The 25,687-nt window shown below is 35.8% G+C and carries 22 protein-coding genes, 3 tRNA genes and 1 pseudogene; 15 read left to right on the top strand and 11 right to left on the bottom strand.

The genetic code is table 11. The features are described 5' to 3' along the window. The first annotated feature begins 451 nt into the window (after positions 1–451). From IPN70_01280 to IPN70_01265, 4 genes are all read left to right on the top strand, one after another. On the top strand, positions 452–2,098 hold the full coding sequence (locus tag IPN70_01280) for a hypothetical protein (protein ID QQS61546.1): 1,647 nt from the start codon (positions 452–454) through the stop codon (positions 2,096–2,098). 996 nt (positions 2,099–3,094) lie between these two features. Beyond that, positions 3,095–4,090, top strand: coding sequence for a hypothetical protein (locus IPN70_01275; GenBank protein QQS61545.1), 996 nt, complete (start codon positions 3,095–3,097; stop codon positions 4,088–4,090). Between the two features lie 282 nt (positions 4,091–4,372). Then, entirely contained in the window at positions 4,373–5,140 is a 768-nt protein-coding gene (locus tag IPN70_01270) for an undecaprenyl-diphosphate phosphatase (GenBank protein QQS61838.1), read from the top strand. A gap of 6 nt (positions 5,141–5,146) precedes the next feature. Further along, positions 5,147–5,983 carry a bifunctional 5,10-methylenetetrahydrofolate dehydrogenase/5,10-methenyltetrahydrofolate cyclohydrolase gene (locus IPN70_01265; GenBank protein QQS61544.1) on the top strand — a complete coding sequence of 279 codons (837 nt, stop codon included), beginning with the start codon at positions 5,147–5,149 and terminating at the stop codon, positions 5,981–5,983. Positions 5,984–6,008: 25 nt separating this feature from the next. On the opposite strand, the gene IPN70_01260 is transcribed toward IPN70_01265, so the two are convergent. Next, a tRNA-Leu gene (locus IPN70_01260) sits at positions 6,009–6,089 on the bottom strand. 49 nt (positions 6,090–6,138) lie between these two features. Here IPN70_01260 and IPN70_01255 point away from each other — a divergent pair. Continuing rightward, positions 6,139–6,930 carry a ParA family protein gene (locus IPN70_01255; GenBank protein QQS61543.1) on the top strand — a complete coding sequence of 264 codons (792 nt, stop codon included), beginning with the start codon at positions 6,139–6,141 and terminating at the stop codon, positions 6,928–6,930. 26 nt (positions 6,931–6,956) lie between these two features. Then, positions 6,957–7,934 carry a ParB/RepB/Spo0J family partition protein gene (locus IPN70_01250; protein QQS61542.1) on the top strand — a complete coding sequence of 326 codons (978 nt, stop codon included), beginning with the start codon at positions 6,957–6,959 and terminating at the stop codon, positions 7,932–7,934. Between the two features lie 74 nt (positions 7,935–8,008). Here the strand turns inward: IPN70_01250 and IPN70_01245 are convergent, their stop codons facing one another. After that, positions 8,009–9,499, bottom strand: coding sequence for a bifunctional (p)ppGpp synthetase/guanosine-3',5'-bis(diphosphate) 3'-pyrophosphohydrolase (locus IPN70_01245; GenBank protein QQS61541.1), 1,491 nt, complete (start codon positions 9,497–9,499; stop codon positions 8,009–8,011). Positions 9,500–9,571: 72 nt separating this feature from the next. Here IPN70_01245 and IPN70_01240 point away from each other — a divergent pair, with 72 nt between their 5' ends. Beyond that, positions 9,572–10,063: a hypothetical protein gene (locus IPN70_01240; GenBank protein ID QQS61540.1), complete on the top strand. Its 492-nt coding sequence runs from the start codon at positions 9,572–9,574 to the stop codon at positions 10,061–10,063. A gap of 68 nt (positions 10,064–10,131) precedes the next feature. On the opposite strand, the gene topA is transcribed toward IPN70_01240, so the two are convergent. Further along, complete coding sequence (gene topA / locus IPN70_01235; GenBank protein QQS61539.1) at positions 10,132–12,411, bottom strand: type I DNA topoisomerase; 2,280 nt, start codon at positions 12,409–12,411, stop codon at positions 10,132–10,134. An 86-nt stretch (positions 12,412–12,497) separates the two neighbouring features. Further along, complete coding sequence (gene dprA, locus IPN70_01230) at positions 12,498–13,586, bottom strand: DNA-protecting protein DprA (protein QQS61538.1); 1,089 nt, start codon at positions 13,584–13,586, stop codon at positions 12,498–12,500. A 192-nt stretch (positions 13,587–13,778) separates the two neighbouring features. On the opposite strand from dprA, the gene IPN70_01225 reads away from it, so the two are divergent. From IPN70_01225 to IPN70_01205, 5 genes are all read left to right on the top strand, one after another. After that, positions 13,779–14,030 (top strand): GIY-YIG nuclease family protein, encoded by a 252-nt coding sequence (locus IPN70_01225; GenBank protein QQS61537.1) that lies wholly within the window; start codon positions 13,779–13,781, stop codon positions 14,028–14,030. A gap of 5 nt (positions 14,031–14,035) precedes the next feature. Further along, positions 14,036–14,110: transfer RNA gene (locus IPN70_01220), tRNA-Glu, on the top strand. A gap of 669 nt (positions 14,111–14,779) precedes the next feature. Then, the gene (locus IPN70_01215) at positions 14,780–16,090 is read left to right on the top strand and encodes a hypothetical protein (protein QQS61536.1); all 1,311 of its coding nucleotides are present in this window, start codon (positions 14,780–14,782) and stop codon (positions 16,088–16,090) included. 45 nt (positions 16,091–16,135) lie between these two features. Continuing rightward, positions 16,136–17,095, top strand: coding sequence for a hypothetical protein (locus IPN70_01210; protein ID QQS61535.1), 960 nt, complete (start codon positions 16,136–16,138; stop codon positions 17,093–17,095). Between the two features lie 404 nt (positions 17,096–17,499). After that, complete coding sequence (locus IPN70_01205) at positions 17,500–17,715, top strand: hypothetical protein (GenBank protein ID QQS61534.1); 216 nt, start codon at positions 17,500–17,502, stop codon at positions 17,713–17,715. Here IPN70_01205 and recG read toward each other — a convergent pair. From recG to IPN70_01190, 3 genes are all read right to left on the bottom strand, one after another. Further along, positions 17,703–19,808 carry an ATP-dependent DNA helicase RecG gene (gene recG, locus IPN70_01200; protein ID QQS61533.1) on the bottom strand — a complete coding sequence of 702 codons (2,106 nt, stop codon included), beginning with the start codon at positions 19,806–19,808 and terminating at the stop codon, positions 17,703–17,705. The two genes, IPN70_01205 and recG, sit on opposite strands and share 13 nt — an antisense overlap. 238 nt (positions 19,809–20,046) lie before the next feature. After that, a complete protein-coding gene (locus IPN70_01195; protein QQS61532.1) occupies positions 20,047–20,391 on the bottom strand; it encodes a hypothetical protein in 345 nt (114 codons plus the stop codon). Positions 20,392–20,535: 144 nt separating this feature from the next. Continuing rightward, positions 20,536–20,673 carry a hypothetical protein gene (locus IPN70_01190; protein QQS61531.1) on the bottom strand — a complete coding sequence of 46 codons (138 nt, stop codon included), beginning with the start codon at positions 20,671–20,673 and terminating at the stop codon, positions 20,536–20,538. A 130-nt stretch (positions 20,674–20,803) separates the two neighbouring features. Here IPN70_01190 and IPN70_01185 point away from each other — a divergent pair. Continuing rightward, positions 20,804–20,892, top strand: a tRNA-Ser gene (locus IPN70_01185). A gap of 1,014 nt (positions 20,893–21,906) precedes the next feature. Here IPN70_01185 and IPN70_01180 read toward each other — a convergent pair. The 3 genes and pseudogenes from IPN70_01180 to IPN70_01170 form a co-directional block, all read right to left on the bottom strand. Beyond that, a pseudogene (locus IPN70_01180) lies at positions 21,907–22,353 on the bottom strand (recombinase family protein). A 46-nt stretch (positions 22,354–22,399) separates the two neighbouring features. Next, the gene (locus IPN70_01175; GenBank protein ID QQS61530.1) at positions 22,400–23,128 is read right to left on the bottom strand and encodes a protein Rep; all 729 of its coding nucleotides are present in this window, start codon (positions 23,126–23,128) and stop codon (positions 22,400–22,402) included. Positions 23,129–23,381: 253 nt separating this feature from the next. Next, positions 23,382–24,056 (bottom strand): hypothetical protein, encoded by a 675-nt coding sequence (locus IPN70_01170; protein QQS61529.1) that lies wholly within the window; start codon positions 24,054–24,056, stop codon positions 23,382–23,384. Positions 24,057–24,110: 54 nt separating this feature from the next. Between IPN70_01170 and IPN70_01165 the strand changes: the two genes are divergently transcribed. After that, positions 24,111–24,743 carry a hypothetical protein gene (locus IPN70_01165; protein QQS61528.1) on the top strand — a complete coding sequence of 211 codons (633 nt, stop codon included), beginning with the start codon at positions 24,111–24,113 and terminating at the stop codon, positions 24,741–24,743. A 102-nt stretch (positions 24,744–24,845) separates the two neighbouring features. Here IPN70_01165 and IPN70_01160 read toward each other — a convergent pair whose 3' ends face one another. After that, positions 24,846–25,370, bottom strand: coding sequence for a DUF2726 domain-containing protein (locus tag IPN70_01160; GenBank protein QQS61527.1), 525 nt, complete (start codon positions 25,368–25,370; stop codon positions 24,846–24,848). A gap of 89 nt (positions 25,371–25,459) precedes the next feature. Between IPN70_01160 and IPN70_01155 the strand changes: the two genes are divergently transcribed. After that, entirely contained in the window at positions 25,460–25,681 is a 222-nt protein-coding gene (locus IPN70_01155) for a helix-turn-helix transcriptional regulator (GenBank protein ID QQS61526.1), read from the top strand. Positions 25,682–25,687 lie beyond the last annotated feature (6 nt).

Below are 25,687 nucleotides of genomic sequence, written 5' to 3'. Positions count from 1 at the left end.
GACTTGATCATCAAAATATCGCCATTCGCCTTATTGAAAAAGGGGATGGAAAATCTGTTGCTAATAACCTTGAAAAATTCCAAGGACTCGACCATCAAGATATCGCTCATCGTCTTATTGATAGAGGGTATGAAAGTTATATTGCCCAAAATCTCGAAAATTCCAAGGACTTGACTATCAAGATATTGCTTATCGCCTTATTGAAAAAGGACATGGAGACTTTGTCGCTTTTAACCTTCACAAATTCCAAGGACTTAATCAAGATATCGCCATTTTCCTTATTGAAAAGGGGCGAGGACGTCCTGTTTGTTATAACCTCGACACATTCCAAGGACTTGACTATCAAAACATTGCCATTCGCCTTATTGAAAAGGGGGATTGTGTATATCCTATCATCCAAAATTTCGAAAAATTCCACAATCTTTCCATTCAAGGTTTTCTTTCCAGTTCTTTGATCCAAGGAGATCTTTCTGAAATTCAAGAAAATGCTCCCGATTTGTTCTCTCGCTTGACCGTGGAATCTTTTCTGGAGCTCCTTACTCTTTCTTCACAAGAAAAACACAATCTCATAGAAACGATGTATGAGAAACCATTTCTGTCTGAAGCTTTGGTGAAGAATAAATACGCCATAAAACTGATTCTTAAATATCCAACTCTCGATATACCATCTCAAGAAAATATTGATTTTCTTTACCAAGCAAAAGAAGAAACAAAAGAAAGTGATCTTGACTCTTTGGAATTTCGTTTACATATGCAAGAACGACTCCTTGAATACAAAAACAATCCAAATATAGTACAATCTCTCGAAGAAGGAGAAATCAATATAGATGAATGGCTCAACTACAAAGAAGAAGCATTCTTCGATTTGGGGAAAGAGCAAGACGTATCCACGATGGACAATATTCACCGTCTTCTGGAAACTTCTCGTTCTCAGCCGTTTTCACAGTATGTAAACAACTATCTTTCCCGTATCGCAACTATAATCGAAACAACATTCAAAAAAGATCTCCAAGAAAAAAAATATACAGAAGACACAATATCTCTCGAGGAAGAACTTCATACAAAACGATTACAACAGAAAGAAACTGAAGATCTTATCAAACAAGAAGAACTTAAAAATGAAGAGCTTCGAGATGAAACTTTTATCGAAAAGTTACAAAGAAGAATAGAAGGATTGGAAAAACACAGCGCATCTCTCGAACAAAGAATTGCCAATCCAAGAACGGTTCCTGCTTATGACCGTATACGAGGAGATGTAGTTTTGGTGAAAAAAGTATTTGAACAACTCTCTTCATCTCTCAAGCAATATTCTGATATTGAAGAAAAACTCCATTCTCTTCAAGGAAACATCGGACCGGAATATCGAAAACAACGAATCGAACTCAAAAAACAACAAACAGATCATGAACGATCCTTCCGAGAGGTATTCGGTACATTTCGTCTTCGTATGGAATCGATAGAAGAGAGACTTGCGGATACCATAAAAAACGTACTTGGTGAAGGATTCAAAGAACGCTTTCTCTCTTCTGTTTTGGAGAAGAATGTTTTTTTGGAAGATAGAGATCATATTCATTCTGATATGCGTACGGTACACACACTTCTGGAATCGGAAGAAAGAACTTCTCTTGAAGGAATACCTATGAGCGTAAAACTTTGGAATCGTAATCCGGATGAAGATCTTTATCTTGGAAATTATACAGATTGTTGTATCCGTATAGATAGTGAACATATGGGAGAAGAATCTACCATAGCTGATTATCTTACTGATGTAGGTATGCAAGTAGTAACTATTCGTGATGAAAAAAAAGATATTCCTGTAGTCGCAGCATGGCTGTGGATTGGAAAAAATAAAAAAACAGAAGAAGTAACTCTTGTGGTAGATAATATCGAAGCTAATACTGATTATAGCATTCCTTACCAAGATCAATTAAAAGAACAACTACGAACATATTTTGAAACCTATGCCAAAAACATAGGAATCAAAAAGATTGTACAGGGAAAAGATAATAATGATATTACGGTTTTTGGAAAAAAAGGAAAATACAAAAAATTGGGAGGATACAATCGAGAAGATGGTTATTTTCTGGAAGCGGAATGATGATTCTTTCTGTAAGACGAAGAGGGGATTTTATGTTTCTTGATGCAAGATAAGATCTATTCAGCTTTTATTTTTGTAATAGTCTTGAACATCTCCCACAAAAGAGTATCATTACTACTATAACCTAAAACACACAACTATGTTTTCAAAAAAAACAAAAAAAAACAAAAAAAAGATTCTAAAATACAAATCATTTCTCTTCTTCTTGTCATAAGCTTTTTTCTTGGAAGTATTCTTCTTATTCAAAAAACAACAACATCGAATATCTTCTCAGGAATTTCTTTTGATTTACCATTTTCAGATGCTGCAAGTGCTAAACCTGCTATAGGAGCTTTTGATGGTCCTGACTCCAGTGCTTGTAGTGTAAAAGGTTGGGCTTATGATCCTGATAACTCCAGAACATCTATCTGGGTTCATTTTTATGAAGGAGCTCCTTATGGTAAAGGAGGAAAATTTATAGCAGGATGTCAAACAAAAGTTTCCAGACCTGATATAAACAAAGGTTATGGTATTAGTGGAACTCATGGCTTTGACTGTAAACTTCCTTCCTCATTCCGTAATCAAGGTGAAAAGAATATATACATTCATGCTATTGATATTTCTGGAGGACCAAACAATGTCATTAGTGGTTCACCAAAGAAAATTAACTGTTCTACACAACAAGGACAACAAACTCTTACTGTAGCAAAAGCTGGTACTGGAGCAGGAACAATAGTATCAAATCCTTCTGGAATTAATTGTGGTACAACATGTTCAAAAACATTACCTCAAAATACAAAGGTTACACTCACAGCTTCACCTCAAAGCGGAAATACTTTTGAAGGATGGGCAGGAGACTGTAGAGGAGCAAGTAAGACGTGTTCTGTATCTCTTACACGAGCTCGTAATGTAACGGCTACGTTTAAGGGTTCGAACACGGGAGGCTCTATCACCGTCTCTCCGGCTACTATTGTTTCAAATAATACAGACACCTCCCGAGGAATACTCAATGAAACAATGATTGATGGGCCATTAAAAATGTTACCAGGAGGAACTTATTGGTATGCAACAAGTTATGTGTGTACTGGAGAAATTAGACATACACAACTTAAGGGATCTTTAGATAATCCTTATGCTTCAGCAATATGGATGAAAAAAACATGTAATAGAAATGCTTCAGGATACTGTATAAATGAAGTAGATAAGGGCACTAATTTCTTTACATCTTTTAATCCAAGTCTGAATGATGTTGTAGCACTTTGGCTTGTGGGTGTTTATTCTGTTGGTGGTTCAGAATATATAGGAATTGTTCATGAAGAGCTTGTGGGTCATTCCAGTCCAGGCTCAGGAAAAACTCGTATCGGTCTTGCTTGGTCAAATGATAGTGGGAATACATGGAAATATTTAGGACGAATAATATCTCAGTTAGAGGATCCTATCGGAAATATACAAGGAGCTCCTTATATGATCAAAGATGGCTATATGTATGTATATTTTCACGATGAAAAATCTGGAGCAGGGGTAGCTGTTGCACGTGCTAATCTTGGAAATGTTATATCTTCTGCTAGAGCGGGTCATGTAGGTACAAATCTTTGGAAAAAATATTTTCAAGGAATTTGGAGTGAGCCTGGCATGGGAGGAAGGAGTGATTCTTTAGGAATTCAAGGAATCTCTCACTCACAAATAGTATGGAGCAATCTTACAAAAAGATACTATTTTGCTACATCACGGATGTCTTGGAATCAGCAGAATACGTTTGTAAAACTATATGAATCAGTTGACGGTGTTAATTGGAAATTCTCAAAAACTATCGTAGAAGAACCAGCAAGTCAACAAGGCTTAGATGGTGGATATCAATATTGTACGGTAGTTAGTGATAATGCTTCCGCAAATCATATAGCAAACGGATCTTTCTATGTGTACTGTGCGAAATTTAAAACAAGCGCTACTAATATATGCAGTTCACAAAGAAATTCTCAAGCACTGCATCGTTGGAAGATAACTGTGCAATAGAATAGAGAAAAGATAAAACATGAAAGATCTCCCACAAAAGAGTATTATTATTAAAGTACTAATTTAGAATTATGAAAGAACATGAATATTTTTTTAAATAGGAACTTTGTGTTTTAGTATTTTTTGAGTAAATTCTCGAGTATAACTTTTTGTACAATAAAACCTATCCATTTTTACCTTTGTAGATTTGTATTTTGGCTAATAACTTGATATCCTTTTGTGGGTGGTTAGTGATAGATTGCCTAAAGATTGAAATATTGATGATGTATATTTACTATGGAGTTGTCGTTTTTTGATGCTTTTATTTTAGGAATAGTCGAAGGGATATCGGAATTTCTGCCAATTTCTTCTACGGGGCACCTCATTCTTGCTTCACGACTACTCAATCTTTCACAGACTGAGTTTCTTAAGATGTTTGAAGTGGTAATTCAATTGGGGGCAATACTTTCAGTTATTGTTTTATATGCTCGGAAAATACTACATAATCCCAAACTCATTAAGAAACTCATAGTAGCAATGATCCCATCGCTTATTATAGGAGGACTTTTTTATTCTTTTATAAAAAAATTATTCGAATCCGAAGAAATAGTTGTGGGAGCGCTTTTCTTTGGGGGTATTTTGATTATCTTGTTTGAAATATTTCATAAAGAAAAAAAAGAAGCAACGGAAGACATTTCCCAGATTTCATATAAGACGGCATTTTTTGTAGGAGTTTTTCAAGTATTATCGGTAATCCCTGGAGTTTCCCGATCGGGAGCAACTATTCTTGGCGGTCTCTTTTTGGGATTGAGACGAAAAGTTATTGTGGAATTCTCTTTTCTTTTGGCAGTTCCCACGATGCTTGCGGCGAGTACTTTAGATATTGTAAGAAGTGGTGGTTCAGTAAATACTACACAATGGGGTTTTCTCATTGTCGGTTTCTTAACCGCATTTGTTGTTTCACTTTTGACTATTAAATGGCTCCTTCGTTTTGTAGAAACAAACACTTTTATTCCTTTTGGTATTTATCGTATAGGTATTGCTTTACTTTTTTTCTTATTTATTTTGTAACTTTATATGAAACAACTTGAAGGAAAACTTATTGCTGAGAGTATTTTGGATCGAATAAAAGAAGAAATTTCAAACTCTTCACGAATGCCTGGACTTGCTGCTGTTTTGGTGGGGGATGATGAAGCGTCAAAACTTTATATAGATCTTAAGAAAAAAGCAGCGCATCGTTGCGGGATATTATTTTGTGATTATCTTCTTCCAAAAGATTCTCCTCAAGAAATGGTAAGAGAAGTTATAGAACACCTTAATGGGGATGATGATATTGACGGAATCCTTGTGCAACTTCCTCTTCCTGAAAATATAAATAAGGAAGAACTCCTTAATAGTATTCACCCTACTAAAGATGTAGACGGACTTACTTTAAAAAGTCGAGAGTGTTTGACAGAAGAAAAAAACTGTTTTGTGTGTCCTTTTCCAAAGGCGATACTTCAATTATTGGAGTCTTCAAAGGAAAATTTAATAGGAAAAAAAGCTTTTGTATTGGCAAATTCTTATGGTTTTGGAAAATATATGAGCGATCTTTTAAAAATAAAAGGATTACAATCATCATATGGTATTTTTTCTTCGGGAGAGAATTTTTCAAAAGAAATGAAAAAGTCTGATATTATTATTTCTGCATTGGGAATTTCTGGAAGTATTATTTCTGAGAATATAAAAGACGGAGCCATCCTTATTGATGGAGGAATTGAAAAAAAGAACGGAATAATTCTTGGTGATATTTTGGTAAAAGATTTTGAAAAAAGAGATGTTATTCTTTCACCTGTTCCTGGGGGAGTAGGACCCGTAACAGTAGCTTGTCTTATTGAAAATGTTTGGCTGGCGAATAAAAGAAAAACTCTTTAAAATATAAAGAGCTTTTCTTATTTTGTGCCGAAGGAGGGACTTGAACCCTCATGAGTTGCCTCACACGATTTTGAGTCGTGCATGTCTACCATTCCATCACTTCGGCAAAACCTATAGACATTTCCTTTGAGATTGTTTTATAGTATACTCTATATATGGCAAAAATCATTTCACTTGTCAATCAAAAGGGCGGAGTTGGCAAAACAACCTCAACGGTAAATTTGGCAGTTTATTTGGCGCGGGGAGGAAAGAAAGTTCTTCTCGTAGATTTAGATCCTCAAGGTAACGCATCCTCTGGTCTTGGTATTTCTGTGCGATCTTTAGGAAAAGGAGGTCTTTATGAAGCTATTTTTTCTGGAGAACATCCCTCGAAGTCTATTTTAAGTGGTCCTGAGGGGTATCCAGATGTTCTTCCTGCATCTCCAGAACTTGCTGGAGCGGGTGTTGAACTTATTCATCTAGAGAATAGAGAATATCGACTTTATGAAGTTCTTCAACACTTACGTAGCCAATATGAATTTATTGTTATTGATAGTCCTCCAAGTCTTGGACTTCTTACTGTAAATGGACTTGTTGCGAGTGATGAAATTATTATTCCTGTTCAAGCAGAATATTATGCTTTGGAAGGATTGAGTCAACTTTTGGAAACCATTTCTCTTATACGTGAAAATCTTCAACCAGAACTTTCGATTATGGGGGCTCTTCTTACTATGTATGATCGAAGAAATCGTTTGAGTAGACAAGTTGTAAAAGAAGTTCAGGATCATTTTCCTGGAACGGTTTTTAGAAGTATTATACCGAGAAGCGTTCGCTTGGCTGAGGCTCCGAGTTTTGGAAAATCAATTTTAGATTTTGATGCTTTTTCAAAAGGTGCTCGTGCGTATAAAGCTCTTGCTCGAGAAGTTATAGCCTTAACAGAACAAGCGTCTTTAGAAAAAAATAAATAAATGAGTGCTTATTCGGTTTTGAAAATATGACACAACAACATGGATTAGGAAGAGGACTTTCTTCTCTTATACCTCCAAAAAAGAAAAATAATGAAAATGCTTCCCCCTTAAAAAATATGGGAATGCCTTTGTATAAGAAAGAATCGGGGATAACCTTTGCCCCCAAAACAATTGCTTATCAAGAAGATGTTTTTGTAGATCCTTTGTTGACACAAGAAGAAAATACTACAGAAGTTGAAATTGGAAAAATACTTGCCAATACACATCAACCAAGGATTGGTTTTGACGAAGAGAAACTTATTGAACTTTCTGATTCTATTCGACGTCACGGGATAATTCAACCTCTTATTGTTACTCGAAAAGAAACAGGTGATTATGAATTAATCGCCGGGGAACGTCGTCTTCGTGCTGCAAAAATGGCAGGTCTATTGAAGGTTCCTGTTGTTGTTCGTACGGCAGAACTTCAAGAAAAATTTGAATTGGCAATACTAGAAAATGTGCAGAGACACGACCTTTCTCAGTTGGAAGAGGCTCGCGCTTATCGTCGATTAATGGACGAATTTCAATTGTCTCAAGAAGAAGTAGCTTTTCGTATGGGAAAGAAAAGAAGTACGATTGCAAATATTGTTCGTCTTTTGGATTTACCTTTTGAAATTCAAAGAGGTCTCGAAGAGGGGAGAATTACTCCTGGACATGCAAAAGTTATTTTATCTCTTGAAAATGGAGAAAAACAAAGAGCTTTATATGAAATTATAATAAAAGATAGTCTTACTGTTCGCCAAACAGAGGAACGATTGAGATCAGTTTCCTCCCTTTCTCGTTTTCGATCTAGAAGAACATACCAAAACCCTGAAATTCGATCATCTGAAGAAGAATTAAGTGAAACTTTGGGAACGAAAGTAAGAATCCAAGAGAAAGGAGATGGTGCAAAGGTAGCTATTGAATTTTATTCGAAAAAAGAATTGCATAATTTTCTTGAAAAACTTCGAAAAAAAGAAATCTAATTTATTTTTTTGTAGAATTTTTTGATACATTAAATTATCAAAATTAAAAAAATATCGAGATTTAAAAAACATTCTTAAAGAAATTTATTATTTTTCTTTAATTCTTTTCGAATGTGTGATTTTGCATTACTCGTTCGAACGAATTTAAGCCAATCACGACTAGGAATTTTCTTTTCTTTTGATTGAAGAATCTCTATAACTTGCCCATTTTGAATGTGGTAATCAAGCGGAACTATTTTTCCATCAGCCTTTGCTCCTGTAGTTTTATTTCCAACTTCACTATGTATCGAATAAGCGAAATCAACAGGTGTAGCATCTTCAGGAAGATCGATAATATCTCCTCGTGGAGTAAAGGCAAAAATATGATTTTTAAAAAAATCAATCTTGAGTCCTTTGAGAAATTCTTCATTATCAGAACCTATTTCTGCTTGCCATTCACGAAGTTGTTTAACCCAAATTAATTCTTTTTGAGGAAGAGTTTTTTGTTTGCTGTGAAAGAGAATATTTTTCCAACTTTTTCTTTCTTTTTCAGTATAAATCCAGTGAGCCGCGATACCATATTCAGATTCTTCATTCATTTTTTTTGTTCGAATTTGTACTTCGAAAATTCGTCCATCAGGGCCAAATATACTCGTATGAAGAGATTGATACCCATTTGGCTTTGGAAGAGATATGTAATCTTTTATTCTTCCTACCATGGGACGATAATGTTTATGAACAACTCCGAGAGTCTCGTAGCAATCTGCGACATTGGGAACGATGACACGAACAGCTTTGAGATCGTAAATTCTTCGTATATCCATATCCCTTTTCTTTAACTTGAGAAAAAGTCGATAGAGATGTTTAGCGCGACCGCAAACTTCCAGATAACGAATGCCTGATTTTTGAAGAATTTTTTTTAATTCCTCTACGATTTTTTCGAGATGTTTTTCTCGTTCTTCGTGAGTAGAATCAACAAGTTTTTTAACAAGATTGTAACTCTCAGGATCAATATATTTGAAAGATAAATCTTCAAGCTCTCCTTTCATTTCTCCAATTCCCAGACGGTTAGCTATAGGTGCAAATATTTCCATGGTTTCTTTTGCAATACGTTGCTGTTTTTCTGGAGGAAGATGTTCTAATGTTTGCATGTTATGAAGACGATCCGCGAGTCGAATAATAACAACGCGAATATCTGCCGCCATAGCAAGAAACATTTTGCGTAAATTTTCTAAGAAGTATTCTTCTTGAGATCCTCGAAGACGAATATGTCCAAGTTTTGTTACTCCATCAACAAGATGTGCTAATTCCGGACCAAATTCTTTGGATATTTCTTCCAAGGAAATGGTAGTATCTTCAGGAACATCATGAAGAAGACCAGCTGCTATAGTTGTGGGGTCCATTCCTATATTGGCAAGATTAATAGCTGTGTTTACAGTGTGAATGAGATAGGGATCTCCAGATTTCCTTTTTTGATCTTTATGCGCTTTTTCTGCCATTTCATAGGCTTTTTTTAAAAGACGCTTATCAGCAGTATCCAAAGGATAGGGTATAGCTTTCAGAAGATCATTAAGTGTAGGGACCATAAAAATGTATTTATAATGAATAGTATATTCTTTCTTTTTTTTGTGGCAAGTTTTTCTACTATCTAGTACAAGATGTTGACGAATCTACATCTTTCGATTTATAGTGATGCATCCGTTTCGTGGGGAAACGGCGATAAAAAGAGTACTTTAAAGATGAATAATGCACTCCCTCTCTTTTCTTCCAAGAAATTTCTGCAAAGGATTTTCTATCTGATTGGCATCACCCTACTTTTTTTTATTGGAGTCAGCTACGTTTTTTCTCCAGCACCTTCTTTGGGATCTCAGATTCTTTTGAAGGAGAAAAAATATCAAGAGATAAAATTGGCGGGAGAGCTGTCTTGCATAAAAGGAACGGACCTTTTTGGAAATGACGTGAGTTATGTTCAAATTGGATCCCAATCTGATGAACTTCGACTCTGTCCTAATATGAAGGACTGTAGAAGATCGTTGCGCATAGAGAATGTGCAAGATGAGAAATTATTGAGAATTTCCGATGTGTACACAAAGAACTCTTTTGCTTATAACGTATGCATAGAGGACTTTTTTAAACAGTCGTTGAAATAATCTCAAAAACCCCTAAATCCATGGAAAGGATACTTAGGGGTTTTTTATTATAAAAGAATTTTATTATTTTATAGATTTTTTTTGGGCAGGTTTTTTATACTAGACTTTTTTGGGGCAGGTTTTTTTACACTAGACTTTTTTGCTGAAGATTTTTCTTTTAAACATTCTTTGTTTGAGCAGACAATAGTATTATTTGCTTTTTGTACGAGAAGAGAATGGCATTGAGGACATTGGTCAGCTGTTGGTTTGTCCCAAAAGGCGGTTTTACATTTGGGGTAGCCATTACATCCATAAAAAACTTTTCCTCGTCGAGATTTTCGTTCTAAGATTTCTCCAGTCTTGCAATTTGGACATAGTATTCCTGTGGAAATCAAATCTTTCTTGATATAGGAACATTCTGGGTAATTTGAACACCCTGTAAAACTTCCAAAACGACCGCGTCTTATAATAAGTTCATTTCCGCAATCAGGGCACATTTCTCCTGAAACTTCTTTCTTGATATAAGAACATTCTGGGTAATTTGAACACCCTGTAAAACTTCCATGGCGACTGTGTTTAATGATGAGTTCTTTTCCACATTCAGGGCACATTTCCCCAGTGTACTGAATTTCTTTTTTTATTTCTTTCGTTTTGTTTTCTAAATTTTCGTGAAAGGGATGATAAAAATTTTCTATTACAGGAACCCAATTCGCTTGACCATCGGCGATATCATCTAGCGTTTTCTCCATAGTCGCAGTAAAGTCTATGTCAACAATATTCGTAAAGTGTTGAGAAAGAAGATCGCATACTGATTTTCCTATTTCTAGGGGATAAAGACGCTTATTTTCATCATGATCAATATATTCTCGAGTAAAAAGTGTGGAAAGAGTTTGTGTATAGGTGGAAGGTCTTCCAATTTCTCGTTCTTCCAAAATTTTTATAAGAGAAGCTTCGTTGTATCGAGGAGGTGCTGATGTTTCTTTCTCATCAAGAAAAATTTCTTGAGGATCCAAAGAGTTTCCTTTTTCAAGAGGAGGGAGCTCTTCTTGAATGTCATAATTTTTTCGTGAAGATAGAGCAAGAAATCCGTCAAATTCGACACTTGATCCAGAAGCGGAAAATTGATAAGAATCATTACCTTTGGCTATTATGAGTGTACGAACAATATTGAGTATAGCCGGAGCCATTTGAGATGCAATAAATCGCTCCCAGATAAGTTTGTAAAGACGATGCTCTCGAGAATCTAAATGAGAAAGAAGATCGTCAGGGGATTTCTCTGGATAACTTGGACGAATAGCTTCGTGCGCTTCTTGAGCTCTTTTAGAACGATTTTTGAAAAAACGTGGAGAAGAAAGCGCATAAACTTTTCCAAATTTTCTTTCGATAACATTTTTTGCTATTTCAACAGATTCTCGAGAAAGATTCACACTGTCGGTTCTCATATAGGTAATAAGACCTTGTTCATAAAGTTTTTGAGCAAGACTCATTGTTTGTTTGGACGAAAACCCGAGACGATTAATGGCGGATTGTTGAAGTGTTGAGGTTGTAAATGGTAGTTGGGGGGTTCGTTTTGTTTGTTTTTTTTCTACAGATTCTACTGAAAAAAGAGAAGACTCCAAATCTTTTTTTATAGAGACAGCTTCTTTTTCGGAAGAAATCAAAGAAGATGTTACGCTATATTCTCCAGAAAAAACTGGTATTTTTTCTGTTTGCTCGATTTTTTGGTGGTTTCTTTCGAGAAGATGAGCTTCAAAAGAAAGAGAAGAAATTGAATCTGAAAGTTTCGCTCGAAATGTATAGTATGTTTTTTGACTAAAAGATTCACGCTCTTTTTCGCGCTCGACAATAAAGCGCAATGCTACTGATTGAACACGTCCTGCACTTAAGCCTCTTCGTATTTTCTTTTGAAGGAGGGGAGAGAGTTCATAACCAACCAATCTATCGAGAATTCTTCTTGCTTGTTGAGCGTTTACAAGATTAAGATCTATTTCTCTTGGATTTTGAAGAGCGGTTTCTATAGCTGATTTTGTAATTTCATGAAACACGATTCGTTGATATTCTCTTTTTGTTTTTTTATCGTCAAGAATATGACGAAGGTGCCATGAAATAGCTTCTCCTTCGCGGTCTTCATCACTTGCTAAAATTATTATTTCTGCTTTTTCAGCAAGTTTTTTTATCTCTTTTACATATTTCTGTTTGTCGCGAGCGATGACATATTTTGGTTCAAAATCATGTTCAATATCGATGCCCATGGTACTTTTCGGAAGATCACGAAGATGTCCAAAAGAAGAAATAACCTCATATCCTTTGGGGAGAAATTTTTTTATAGTTTTTGCTTTTGTGGGAGACTCGACGATAAGAAGTTTCATAAGGAAAAAATAATATTTTATGTAAGGAACTTTTAGATTCTATATACAATACAGAAAGAGAATGTTTTAAATTTTAAAAATACATTTTATATTTTTCTATACAAACCATTTCCAATGTCTTTTATAAAACCTTTCATTTCTAGGAATGTCAAGTTTATGGCAAGTTTTGCGGGAGTTAATTTTGTACAATGACAAAGATCTTGCCTATCTTTGGGTTCAATTTCTAATGCTGTAAGAATAGAAGATTCTTCAGCGGAAAGATTTATTTTTCTAGAGGGCTCTTCTTGTAGTTGGGTGGGCGACGAGGGGAAAACATCAAGTATATCTTGAGTACAAGTAACAATATGCGCTCCGGATCGAATAAGTTGATGAGGACCTTCGGAAAGTTTAGAAAAAAGAGATCCCGGAACAGCAAAGACTTCTCTGTTTTGTTCGAGAGCAAATCGAGCGGTAATGAGTGTCCCACTTTTTTCGGAAGCCTCGATAATTACCGTTGCCATAGAGAGTCCAGAAATAATTCTATTTCGCGCAGGAAATGTTCCGGTAGAAGCGGGGACGTTTGGCCAAAGCTCACTGAGAACGCTTCCTCCGGATTGAAGTAATGATTGCATGAGTTGGAAGTGAGCTCGAGGATAAATTTGACTATCAGCGAGGCCATTTCCTAAAACAGCAATTGTTTGACCTTGAGCATCTAATGTCCCACGATGAACTTCAGCATCAATACCTAAGGCCATACCACTTATAGTAACAAAACCTGCATTCGCTAATTCTCGCGATAATGTCCTTGCAACATCAATACCATAACGAGTCGGCTTTCGAGTTCCTACAAGAGAAATGGATTGTTTTTTGAGATTTTCTCGAGATCCTCGAAGAAAAAGAATTGCTGGGGGTTGATGAATCTCTCTTAAAAGTTTAGGATAGTCTTCATCACAAAGAGAGATAATATCTATAGCAGAAGAAGAGAGTTCTTCGTACAGAATAGCTTCATCAAAGGATTCATACATTTTCTTGATTACAATTTTTTTATTTTCAGGAAGGAGAATTGATTGTAATTCTAAATCAGCCAAAGAGGAGGATGGATCTTGAAGATGTTCGGCCAAAATGGAAAGTGTTGAATTTCCTATTCCAGATTGTGATCCAAGATAATAGAGAAAGAGTGTTTTTGTGCTTGGCATAAAAAATAAACTTGTTTTATTAAGAAATATTTCCCCCTCTTGATTCTTTCGAAGAATACGCTATGATACTATTCGTGGCAAGAAAAAAGTGTAAGAAAGTACCATCTCTGGCGCTATCGTCTAGTGGTTAGGACATCAGGTTTTTCAATCAAAGATTGATCACCCTTTGGGTGACATCCTAATAAGGAGTATATGTTTTATGTATATATCTTGAAAAGCAAAAGTCAGCGATATTACTATATTGGATACACACAGGATCTTAGACAGAGAATAAAGGATCATAATCAAGGGAAGACACGTTCTTTAAAAAGTAAAATTCCAATTGAGCTTGTTTACTATGAAGCTTATAATACAAAAACTCAGGCACGAAAAAGAGAATATGAATTAAAAAATAATTCATATAAAAAACGGGAGATAATAGAAAGAATAGAAAGTGATATATAATATATGGCGCTATCGTCTAGTGGTTAGGACATCAGGTTTTCATCCTGGCAACAGGGGTTCGATTCCCCTTAGCGCTACCAAAATAATAAAGCCCTCTCAGAGGGTTTTTGTATATATAAAAACTTTACTAAAAAAAGAGGGGAATCGAACGGGTAGGAGCGAGTCCTCGAGTGTCGACAAGCACGAACAAGTGAGCGTTTGGCGCTACCCCGGACAAGATGAACTTGAATTTATTGTGCACTCTAAGCGATGGTGATGGTAATAGGGGTATTTTGTTCCATGCCTGTTAGTTAAGGCGCTTCCGACTAGAGCTCCCTTACACGCCCGAGCACTTAATTAATTTTCTGAGTGGATACAAGGGGTTATTTTGTGAGCGAGGAGTAATATGCGCAGACTTTATGTAACCAGGCTGACACCGCATAAATAGGCTTTCCGAAATGAGAGACTCAAACGTTCCATGGTGTCCATTGCCAACTACTAATTCTTCTTATACTATTGCATTAGATAAAACACTATTTCTCGTCAAGATGAACCTCGTAAACCATACAATTGAAAAAATGAAGGCTACTGCTAAAGCGAGGGGTGGAGCCTGCCTTTCTGCGGTTTACATCAACCTCTCTACTGCGCTCAAGTGGCGATGTGGCCTTGGACATATTTGGGAAGCAAAGCCTTCCTCGATTTTGGGTTCAAGAAACCGCAAAGGTAGTTGGTGCCTGAAATGTTCGTATAAAGAAAGAGGGAAGGGACAGATGTTGGGCATCGAAGCAATGCGCGAGATTGCGAAGTTCAGAGGAGGGAAATGCTTATCAAATGAATATACAACCGCTCATTCTAAGCTCCAGTGGAAATGTTCTCGTGCTCATATTTGGGAGATGAAACCTGCAAGTATTCAACAGGGACAATGGTGTCCCGAGTGTTCTTCTGCCCGTAATGAGAGGATTTGTAAAAAAATGTTTGAAGCGATTTCCAAAAAGCGATTTATTAAAACGCGACCCAAGTGGTTGATGTCAAAAAGTAATCGCCCTCTCGAATTAGACGGTTACTGCAAAGAACTAAATTTGGCGTTCGAATATCAAGGAGTTCAACACTACCCATTGAAAAGGAATTTCTTTGGTTCTTACAATAACAATTCTGTTCTAGAGAGAGACCGTCTGAAGCGCGATTTATGTAAGAAGCATGACGTTGTGCTTATCGAAATCCCTTACTACATCAAGCTAGATGAGTTGCAAGATTATATCGTCAAGAGATGTAAAGAACTGAGAATAGGTATTCCTACCGGAATTGGAGAAATAGATTATAGAACCTTTGATGTTTATTCTGATGAGAACATCGGAGAGTTGAAATTAATAGCTGAAAAAAACGGAGGAAAGTGTCTTTCAAAATATTATCTTGGTATATTTATCCCTTTACTTTGGAAATGTAAAAAGGGCCATCAATGGGAGGCGCCACCAACGCAAATTAAGCAGGGATATTGGTGTCCGAAGTGTTCAAGTCGGCCAGTGTTAGGTATTCAAGATATGAGAGCTATTGCCCTGAGCAGAGGGGGAAAATGTCTCTCGGCACAATATCTTGATGCCCGGACGAAGCTTAGATGGCAATGTGCAGAGGGACATATTTGGGAAACTACGCCTGGCAGTATACGTGGTGGACATTGGTGTCCGAAGTGTTCAAATAAAATAATTGCGGAAAAAATTAGAAAATATTCAATCGCGGACATGAATAGGTTAGCCTCGAAAAAAGGAGGTAAGTGTCTTTCAGATGAATTTATTAGTATACATAGCCCATTAAAGTGGGTATGCGTAAAGGAACATATATGGTCAGCACAGCCATCAAATATTATGCGGGGAAGTTGGTGTCCGTATTGCTCATTGAGGGTGAAACGGACAATTCAAGATATGATGAATTTTGCTAAAACGAAGAAAGGGAAATGCCTATCAAGCGTCTATGCAAACAATAAGACAAAATTGAAATGGCAATGTGAGAGAGGGCACAATTGGGAGGCGACACCGAATAATATATTGCGAGGCCAGTGGTGCCCATTTTGTTTTAAGAACTCATAAGATAGATGCCAATAATACTGAAAATATCTTTGATAGTATTTATTTATGGACAAGGAATTATTCCCTCAAAAAATTTCTAGATACAATAATTCAGCCGCGATTAAGCAAAGGGCGAGTGAATTAAAATGGAGTGTTCCGTATGCGATGCTTTGCTTGGCAGATGATGAGCGCGTTAATTTTGTCAGGGATAAAATTGGCGACTGGTATATGAATTTCTCAACGTTTCTTGATAAAAAACTTGTAGATGAAATAAAAAAAGATTTTGACCAGAGAATATGGGAGATATATTGTACCAAACTTTTTGATGTTAAATTTGGCTTAATAAAAAAGCGGGAGGACGGACTTCCTGATTTCAAGACAGAAATCTCAGGTAAAGATACTTGGATTGAAGTAACTGCACCTAAAAACGGAACGGAGGAAGACGGAAATAAACTCCCGTTAATAAGTGATGTAATCAAAGGAGGACTCATTGTGTTTGGAGGCTTAGTGAATGAACGGACAGATCCAATTGCTCTTCGGATAAAAACAGCAATCGAGAGAAAGATTGACAATTATAGGAAAAAATATCTTAAAAATGGTGTAAGAGAAAAAGACCCCCTTATTATTGCTATAAATTCTGCTCTTTTTGATGACGGTATAAATCAGGAACAAATCGCATTGCAGTTGTTCTTTAATATGGGAAACACACTCGTAACCTTCAATAAGGACCCCAAGATAGAGACCATTGGGGTGTTCAGAGAGCAGCGTGATGTAGCCAATAGTATGAAGGGTGATTGTGTGAAGGTAGGGCTATTTCAATCGGATGCTTTTAAGGAGATTAGTTGTGTTATTTTGACACATAATAATATATATAATTTGGAATTGAATAGCGATGGAATTGGCAGTGATTTGCTTGTTATTTTTAATCGATACGCTGTTAACAAAATAGACCCATCATGCTTTGAGTTTTGCAAGAGAATGATACCTGACGGAGACGATGTTCGTAGGGAAACCCCTAAACATTGATTTTTTAGAATTATCGTGGGTATGGCTTTGTGTAAGAACTAAGTTCCATTCCTTACTAGTAGTGTGCATCATGCGGTAATTTACCCTATTTAAGTAGTATTTCCGGCATTTATCTCTTGTTTCCTGAATACGGCCCATTCATTAAGTTCTACAATAAGCGTGTTCCAAGAATTTCTAACTTGGTCTACCAAAATTTATAAAAGAAAAATGAAGAGAGGGGAATCGAACGGGTAGAAGCGAGTCCTCGAGTGTTGATAAACGCGAATAAGTGAGCGTTTGGCGCTACCCCGGACAAGGAATGAACGAAGAATAAATGAATACTTGGGGCTACTTTGAATAAGGAATGGTACAAAGATAATTATTTTTGTGATATATTGTATAAAGATTTTTTAATAAAAAAATATATGAAAAAAATAAGCTCTCTTTTTCTTTTTGGAATTATCAGTTTGGGTATTATTGCTATAGGCTTAGCTTTATATTTAAATTCTTCTACTTTCTTAAATCTTTCACAGCCGACGAGTATTTCAGAAGAAGAAACAGAAGAAATAGATGATTTTTCTCCTCAGCAAATGTATGAAAAACCTTCCGTTACTTCGGAAGAAAATTTCTATTCTAAGTGAACATTTCTATCGAAATCATCAAGTCTCTTAAGGATGAGTGAGTGTTCGGAAAGTAGAGGATCTTTTTTGAGAATTTCCTGAGCCTCTTTCTTGGCGAAGGTTACGAGTTTTATATTGGTAAGATTTTCCATACCAATATCGGGTATTCCTGATTGGCGTGACCCAAAAAATTCGCCAGGACCTCTAAGTTTGAGATCTTCTTCAGCAATAGTGAATCCACTAGAGTTTACCTCGAGAATTTTCATTCTGCGTGACGGAGCATCCATGTCGTCTCCAGCAAAAAGAAAACAATACGACTCATGTTCTCCGCGACCTATTCTTCCTCGAAATTGATGAAGTTGAGAAAGTCCAAATCGATGCGCTTCCTCGATAATCATTATAGTTGCATTAGGAACATCCACACCTACTTCCACAACAGAGGTGGCTACAAGTATGTGAATATCTCCTTTTTTAAAAAGAGTCATAATTTCTTCTTTTTCAGAAGATTTCATTTTTCCATGAAGAAGACCTATATGAAATTCTGGAAAAATCTCATCTTGCAATCTTTGATGTTCGACTATGGCAGCTTTAGTACCTACAAACGCTTCTGATTCTTCTACGAGAGGGAGAACGACATATACTTGACGTCCTTCTTGTATTTTTCCTCGTATGAATTGATAGATTTCCTTTCTTTGATTTGTGCGAACTATCTTTGTTTGAATAGGTTTTCTTCCTTTAGGCATTTTTTCTAAAAGAGAAATGTCTAAATTTCCAAAAAAGGCGAGAGAAAGTGTTCGCGGAATAGGTGTCGCTGTCATGGAGAGAAGATGCGGTGTGGCCTCTGATATGCCATCCTTACTCTCGATAAGTTTCTTTTGGAGATGAGAACGTTGACCCACCCCAAAACGATGCTGTTCGTCGATAATAACAAGGGCTAAACGAGAAAATTGCACATCCTCTTGAAGTATTGCGTGAGTTCCGATAACAATATGGATAGAATTTTCTTTTATAGCTCGAAGAATATTATTTCTTGGAATTGTTTGTACTGTATCTCCTGCAGAGGTATGAACAAGAAGTCGGTATGATCGTGTAAGGAGTACAAGAGAAAGATTGGAATCACAAAGTAATTTCCTAGCAGTTTCAAAATGTTGAAAAGCAAGAATTTCAGTTGGAGCCAAAAGAGAAGATTGAAATCCATTCTTTCCCACATGAAGCATAGAGAGAAGGGCTACTGCAGTTTTTCCAGAGCCAACATCACCATTGAGAAGGCGATTCATGGGATGAGGCTTATTAAGATCATCGAAAATTTCTTTCAAAGCATTTTCCTGATCGATAGTGAGTTCAAAAGGAAGTACGGAAGTAAGAGAGGAGAGGGATTTTGGAAGAGGAATTTGTTTTGAAGAAATATCTTTCCATTTATTGGTTGCTCGTAGGGTTCGTAGTTGCAAAACAAACATATCTTCAAATGCAAATCGTTTTTTTGCTATAAGAGCATGGTCGAGTGTTTTGGGAAAATGAACATCTTCAAATGCTTTTATGATATGAGGAAGATGATATCGTTCGAGAATAGTTTCATCGAGAATATCTTTAACTTCACGAATGTTTTGAAGTACTTCCATTATTCTCCAACGAAGCCATTTGGATGTTATTCCATATGTTTCTGGATATATACCTACAATACGTCCTGTGTGAACAGGTTTTTTCGAAGCAGATTCAAATTCTGGAGAATGAAATATTCTCTCTCCATTTTGAAATTCCATAGTACCACTGAGACGAACATAATTTCCTTCTTGAAATGTTTTTTCTAAAAATCTTTGACCAAAAAATATGACGCGAACATAACCAGTTCCATCGTCGATAACCGCTTCGCTGATAAGAAGTTTTCGTTTCCAAGATCGTTTGGATTCAAAAGATTTTACTAAACCAGATACGGTAACATTCGTATTTTTTTTTGTTTTTGATATAGATTGAACTTCTCCAAGATCTTCATACCGTGAGGGAAAATGACGAAGAAGATTCTCAAGAGTAAAAAGGCCAAGTTTCTCAAGACGTTTAGCTGTTTGAGTTTTTATGCCGGGAAGTTTAGAAATGGGGGTATCGAGATGAAAAATCATAAAGTAAAAAACAAATAGCTTCTAGAGTATAAAGGAGAAAAAAATAAAAAAAAAGCGCGGATACATGGATCCGCGCAAAATGAGAGGAACTCTAGTTAAAAATAATTACGCAGAATGATAATGCTGATGCCATATATAATGACCAGGAGGATTTCCTCTTAGTCGTTGCGTAGCATTTTCTTGCTTCTCCTTGCAGTCAAAACACATACTTGTCGTTGGCTGTGATAAAAGCCTTTCTCTAAGGATATCCCTCACCACATTCGTGGCAAGACAAAATTTCATCCAAATTCTTCTTCTGAATGGAAATCGTAATCCTTTTTTCCGCTGCACGGAGTTTTTCAATCCTTGCCCCCATACCGCGGAGCAATGCTTCTGCGACAGCGGATGTTTCTTCTCGAGTCGCTCGATCATTGGGATCGGCAAATCTAGGAACGTCACTTTCGCAGACAATTCTTCTCTGCGACTCATAATTTTCCTGCTCTTCCTCGAGTTGACGACTTATTTCTTTAAGAAGAACGTTCTTCGCAAACTCTTCTTTTGAAAGAGTTTGAAGATTGTTGATGGAAAAAATGCTTGTTTTCATTATTAAATCCTCTTTTTTGGGTTTGTTTTTTAAGGTTCTGTCGAAGATTCTCGACAGAAGAAAAATACTTTTTTTTTCATAATAAGTCAAGAAAAAACTCGAACACACAATTTTTTAAAAAGAATATGTGCGTCCGGGATTTAATTAATCAGAGCCGAGTATGGCCACTGACGTTAGTTCATCTTCCTTTTCAGGAGGAAAATATTCTTCCAGAAGATCAAGAAATTGATTGAAAGGTTCTTCATGTACATTTTTTTCTTCGTGAAAGTTTTTCTCTTGCATGGGAGGTATCTCCTTTGATTCTTGCTCATTTTAGCAGGGAGAATTATAACTTTTTTACTTTTTAATTGTCAATTTTCTAAAGAGTTGATTTTGTAGGTAGATATATGATACTCTTTGAAATAAAGAACAAGGAGAGATGCCTGAGTGGCCGAAAGGGGCACACTGCTAATGTGTTGACTGAGTAAAATCGGTCCGTGGGTTCGAATCCCACTCTCTCCGCATCTGTGCAAAATCAGTCTTATCGGATACATTCGCAAGTATCTGATAGGGCTGTTTTAGTTTATACGAAGCAATTTTTTTATTTTGAATAGAAGCGTTCAAAAGTACTTCTTGAAGGATAGTATGTTTTTTGTGATCATCTGCTTCTAAAAACTCTTTATGGGCTAAACAAGCGGTGAGAAAGACTTTTTTTGTCTGTTCTAAAGTCCGAAAGGAAGATTTGAAAGTTTCTTTTTCAAGTGTTTTAAGTTTGGTTTGAATGTCTATAGATTCTTTGTTTATAGCCTTTAATTTCGCGTTTACAACGTTTTCGGTATAGTTTCCGCTTAATTGTATATCAAGAAGGCGACTTTCTTGTAGGGCGATATTTTCAAGCCGTTTTTGAAGATTTACACGAATATTCTCGAAAGAGCATTTCTCTTGTTGATTCTTCTCTTTATCGGCTTGATAACAAATATCAATAAATTCTTCATCAAATTGGATTGTGCTCAGAGTAGAAGCAAGAAGTTTTTCAGCATGTTCACTTCGAAGATATTTTTTATGTTCTTGGCAGTTCTTTTTTCCATTCGTGCAATAATAATAAGTAAAACCTTTCTTTTCAATAGCAGTAAGAAGGCAACCACAAACATTACACGTCATAAATCCACGAAGTGGGAAGAAATGCTTTTTGTAACGACTTCTATTTTTACCCGAAAAGATTTCTTGCACATCATCAAAAAGTTTTTTGCTAATAAGTGGAATGTGATTCCCTATATAATATTTTCCATGAACGTACATTGTCCCGTAGTAAAATGGATCCCGAAGAATTCTGTGAATCTTACTTTTGTTATATTTATATCCACCACGAGAGCGAAAACCTTCTTCATAGAGAATATCGGAAATTTCTTTTATGCTATAACTTCCTTTGGCATAAAGCTGAAAAGCTCGTTTGACATATTGAGAACGATCCTTATCAGGAATGACAGCTTTTTGAATTGTATCATTAACATATCCAATTTTGGCATAATTTGGATACCCACCTTTTTCAAGTTTTGTTCGTATGCCCCGATGAATATTTTTACTCAAATCACGGATATATTGATTTGCCATTCCACTTTCTACATTAAAAATGAGAGCGTTATCGTCAGGAAGGTATTTTCTTTCTGCCGTTTGAATTTCTTGAAGAATCCCTTGTTGCAAAAGCCACTGAATCCTTCCGCTATCTATGGGATTGCGAGAAAGACGATCAAGCTTCCAGCAAAACACCCCTTTTATTTCACCTCTTTCTATAAGAGAAAGCATTTCTTCAAATTGTGGTCGATTATTGGGCATTTTTGCTGATTTTGATTCAGTGATAACTCTTACAATCGACACATTCAAATCCTTAGCAAGTCGTTGCATGGTTTCAATTTGCGATTCAAGAGAAAGAATTTGTCGTCCTTTATCTTCTGTTGATTTCCTTGCGTAAAGAATGTAGTCCATATCTATTTTTTAGATATTTAGAATGTACTCTAAAAAAATTAAAGAATCAAGCTTTAAATAAACGATAAATAATATAATCAACTTTACCCATATATTCATTTTCAAATTGTGTCTCCCATTCTTTTTCTAAACAAAGCGAGGAATCAGAAAGAAATGCTTGTGCAAATTCATTTGTAAGTTCTATAGGCTTTTTGAGATTTTGTGAACAAAAAAATTTCTTTTTGCCAAACATTCTTTCATCAAACATATCTTTTTGAAGATATTTACAAATATATCTTCCAAGATTGGAAACGTGCTTTATACGCTTAATATCAATAAATCCCTGTCCCCATATCTTTTCCAATTCTTTCTTTTTTATGTAACGAAGATTACAAAGAAGATGATAATGTATTGCTCCACGCTTTTGAAATTCAAGAACCGCTAGATACTGAAACTCGGGAAAGCGATCTTTCATTCTTTGAGTAAAGAGGTTGAAAACTCTATTACTTTTTTCAATATCCGTTTCATTCTCTTTGAAAGTAAGTGTGAGAAATTTTATAAGCTGTGAATTAGCATTTACCCTTCGTCGAATTTCTTTTCTTGTACGTTGAATAGTGGATTGTGCTTTTTGCTTTTGACTTTCTTTTTCTTTTTGAGCTTTCTTTTCGTTTCGCTTTTTTCGTTTATAATTTCGAAGAAGTCCCTTTTCTTTGTAGTGATAATATTCTATTTCATTCCCAGAAATGAAAACTCGTTTCGTAATATATTCCGTATACTTTCCCGTAGATGTGTGCATATAATCAAGTCAAGAAAGAATGCAACGCGTCTTTTCGCCCAATGACGGGCGAAGGCGACACTTTTGCATTCTTTGTCTTAAACTGCGAATATAAACACGCCATCGAATGGAGAAATTCTTCGGCTTGAGAATGTGAAATCTCGACCTTATGCTTTCGCAAAAAATAGTCGATAAGTCGATTTCTGAGTTGTAGAGAAAATAAAAAAGTCATACCGCGAGAGTATGACTTTATATAAGTGGTGTATAAGGTGAATTAGGTTTCCTTACTTGGAAGACTATCTTTTGCTCTTTGTTTAAGGCGCTTTATAATTTTTGGAACTTCTTCGTATCCTATAATTCGATTTTTAAAAGAAGTATTTTTTGCAATAAGTCGAACAATCTCTTTTGCTGATTTTCCTTCTTTTCTAAATTGGAGAATTGCCAAATCTCGTTCTAGATTATCTCTTTGTGAGAATCGTTCCATTTTTCTCTTTTTTATTTTATAAAGCCTATCTCTTTCTTGAGAAATTTTTTTCCAATTATTAACGATATCTTTGAGCATTGTTTCAGGAAAAATTTCAATGGCAATTTTCTGATCAAAGGGAATATATTCGCGCATTTCTTCGTCACTTGGTATTGTTTCTACTCGTACAATACTTTCTTTGGTAAGAATTTCATGAACCCGTCCCCACTTAACAAAAGACTTAAAAAGAAAATGATAGACTTCTGAAAGTCCGTATACATTTCGTAATTCCCTAACTTCTTTATCAAAATCTTGAGTTTCTTCATAATAAAGGGGGAAGTCCCCATCTTCTTCTTCTTCGATTATTTTTATCAATTTCCCTCCTTTTTCTCGTAATTTTATAACATCACTCATAAATTCATCATGAGCTTGCAAAAGTAGGAGGTGGCGGTATATTCTTTGAGGAAGGGATGCTATTCTATTCATATAGACAATATTTCAGATAAGCGTAATTCTAAAAAATAGAGAAGTCAATACTTTATGAGAAAATTGTTTCAAAAAATATTTCAATTTTTTATTTCTTTGAAAAAGTATATATCAAAAGAATATAAATGGATTATTGCCATCCTAATAGCAATTCCTTCTGTAATTGTAACGATTCAAAGTATTCAATTTAAAAAGACGTCAGAATCTTTCTTCTACGTTCCCGAACTTATTGATAATGCCAAATTTGAATCTCTTGAGGAAGTAGAATGTTTGGGAAGTATTGCAAGCCTTCGCGGGGACAGTTTGCGATGTTTTTCTAATAAATATATTTATGATCCTTGCTTTGAAGATGCATCTAATTTTACAACAGTCACTTGCCCAAACCATCCCGAAGATAAAAACCCTATCATTTTAGCTGTTAAAGATGTGGAATATAGAAATCAGAATGGAGAGAATTTTAAAAATCAAGTTCCTTGGTATGTAGTAATGCATGATGGGTCTACTTGTAGAATGATTACAGGAACTTCAATTGTAGTTGCTGACAGACGTTTTGATTATTCTTGTTCTAATGGAAATACGTACGATTTAATACTTCCATTAAAAGAGATGGGTGAGAAATTATATATGGATTGCACAAGAAATGGACGTATTGTAGAAGATTGTCTTATTAAAGAGGTGTGGTTTTAGTATATCGTCGCCCTGTCGCCGTCAAGGTCGCGGACTCTCTTGACTGCGGGCGACAATATACTTTCGGACACTTACGAAGAAAATAAGAATTTTCTTCGCTTTTTACGCACTTTCAAGAGTTTCCTTTGGAGAAAGCGCACGCCCTATTTCGGCGGAAAGCACATTTTTTTCATACAAGTGTGTCGTAGGAATATGGAGAATTGGAAGACTGGCACTTTCGAAAATAGCATTTACCAACGAATCCCGTGATTGACGGCTGGGCTTTTGATGAGAAGAATCGTCCAACTCAATCGCAAGAATCGGCTCTATAGTTTCTTTATCACAAATCAAAAAATCGACGTGTTTCGATTGGATCTTATTGAAGAAATGATAATACTCTTTGTTTCTCATCTTTGGAATAGAAACAATATCGGACATGCGGACTTTGGGGAAAATAAAATACGTATCAGAGACTACTTCAAGTAGAACCACAAAAAACTCTTTCTCTGTAGGAGTGAGTAATGATTCCCGTTTCTTGTAAGGCAAGATTCCTTCTTGTTTTTTTTTCTTTTGGAAAAAAAATATCGCCAAGCGCAAAGCAAGAGCGATGATACCCATAGTAAGAAGAATCCAAAGAGATTCCGACATAAAATACTTCTTAAGGATTACTTTTTCACTATATCATAATATCCAAAGTTTAGATATTGATTTTCCGCATATACGCTGATAGTATATATATGGGAAGAACAATACACACCAAAGAATACGCCCGATTTATCGAACAACTCAAAAAAGCCCGTAAAGAAGCGGGACTTCGACAGATTGACGTAGCCAAGAAGCTAAAACGTCCACAATCCTATATTTCCCGTGTCGAATCGGGGGAATATCGTCTTGATATTTTGGAAGTGAAACGTTTTGCAGGGTTATATAAAAAGAGTGTGGAATATTTTTTGAAGTAAATTACC

The sequence above is a fragment of the Candidatus Moraniibacteriota bacterium genome (genome assembly GCA_016699795.1).
In the GTDB taxonomy this organism is placed as follows: Bacteria; Patescibacteriota; Minisyncoccia; order Moranbacterales.
This window is presented reverse-complemented; position numbering and strand designations above follow the sequence as displayed.

Excerpts from the sequence above, each read along its gene's own strand:
- IPN70_01250 (QQS61542.1), top strand. The coding sequence starts at position 6,957 with ATGACACAACAACATGGATTAGGAAGAGGACTTTCTTCTCTTATACCT.
- IPN70_01255 (QQS61543.1), top strand. The coding sequence starts at position 6,139 with ATGGCAAAAATCATTTCACTTGTCAATCAAAAGGGCGGAGTTGGCAAA.
- IPN70_01265 (QQS61544.1), top strand. The coding sequence starts at position 5,147 with ATGAAACAACTTGAAGGAAAACTTATTGCTGAGAGTATTTTGGATCGA.
- recG (QQS61533.1), bottom strand. The coding sequence starts at position 19,808 with ATGATTTTTCATCTCGATACCCCCATTTCTAAACTTCCCGGCATAAAA.
- IPN70_01170 (QQS61529.1), bottom strand. The coding sequence starts at position 24,056 with ATGAATAGAATAGCATCCCTTCCTCAAAGAATATACCGCCACCTCCTA.
- IPN70_01215 (QQS61536.1), top strand. The coding sequence starts at position 14,780 with ATGTTGGGCATCGAAGCAATGCGCGAGATTGCGAAGTTCAGAGGAGGG.
- IPN70_01245 (QQS61541.1), bottom strand. The coding sequence starts at position 9,499 with ATGGTCCCTACACTTAATGATCTTCTGAAAGCTATACCCTATCCTTTG.
- IPN70_01160 (QQS61527.1), bottom strand. The coding sequence starts at position 25,370 with ATGTCGGAATCTCTTTGGATTCTTCTTACTATGGGTATCATCGCTCTT.
- IPN70_01165 (QQS61528.1), top strand. The coding sequence starts at position 24,111 with ATGAGAAAATTGTTTCAAAAAATATTTCAATTTTTTATTTCTTTGAAA.
- IPN70_01190 (QQS61531.1), bottom strand. The coding sequence starts at position 20,673 with ATGCAAGAGAAAAACTTTCACGAAGAAAAAAATGTACATGAAGAACCT.
- IPN70_01155 (QQS61526.1), top strand. The coding sequence starts at position 25,460 with ATGGGAAGAACAATACACACCAAAGAATACGCCCGATTTATCGAACAA.
- dprA (QQS61538.1), bottom strand. The coding sequence starts at position 13,586 with ATGCCAAGCACAAAAACACTCTTTCTCTATTATCTTGGATCACAATCT.
- IPN70_01225 (QQS61537.1), top strand. The coding sequence starts at position 13,779 with ATGTTTTATGTATATATCTTGAAAAGCAAAAGTCAGCGATATTACTAT.
- IPN70_01195 (QQS61532.1), bottom strand. The coding sequence starts at position 20,391 with ATGAAAACAAGCATTTTTTCCATCAACAATCTTCAAACTCTTTCAAAA.
- topA (QQS61539.1), bottom strand. The coding sequence starts at position 12,411 with ATGAAACTTCTTATCGTCGAGTCTCCCACAAAAGCAAAAACTATAAAA.
- IPN70_01275 (QQS61545.1), top strand. The coding sequence starts at position 3,095 with ATGATTGATGGGCCATTAAAAATGTTACCAGGAGGAACTTATTGGTAT.
- IPN70_01240 (QQS61540.1), top strand. The coding sequence starts at position 9,572 with ATGTTGACGAATCTACATCTTTCGATTTATAGTGATGCATCCGTTTCG.
- IPN70_01210 (QQS61535.1), top strand. The coding sequence starts at position 16,136 with ATGGACAAGGAATTATTCCCTCAAAAAATTTCTAGATACAATAATTCA.
- IPN70_01205 (QQS61534.1), top strand. The coding sequence starts at position 17,500 with ATGAAAAAAATAAGCTCTCTTTTTCTTTTTGGAATTATCAGTTTGGGT.
- IPN70_01175 (QQS61530.1), bottom strand. The coding sequence starts at position 23,128 with ATGCACACATCTACGGGAAAGTATACGGAATATATTACGAAACGAGTT.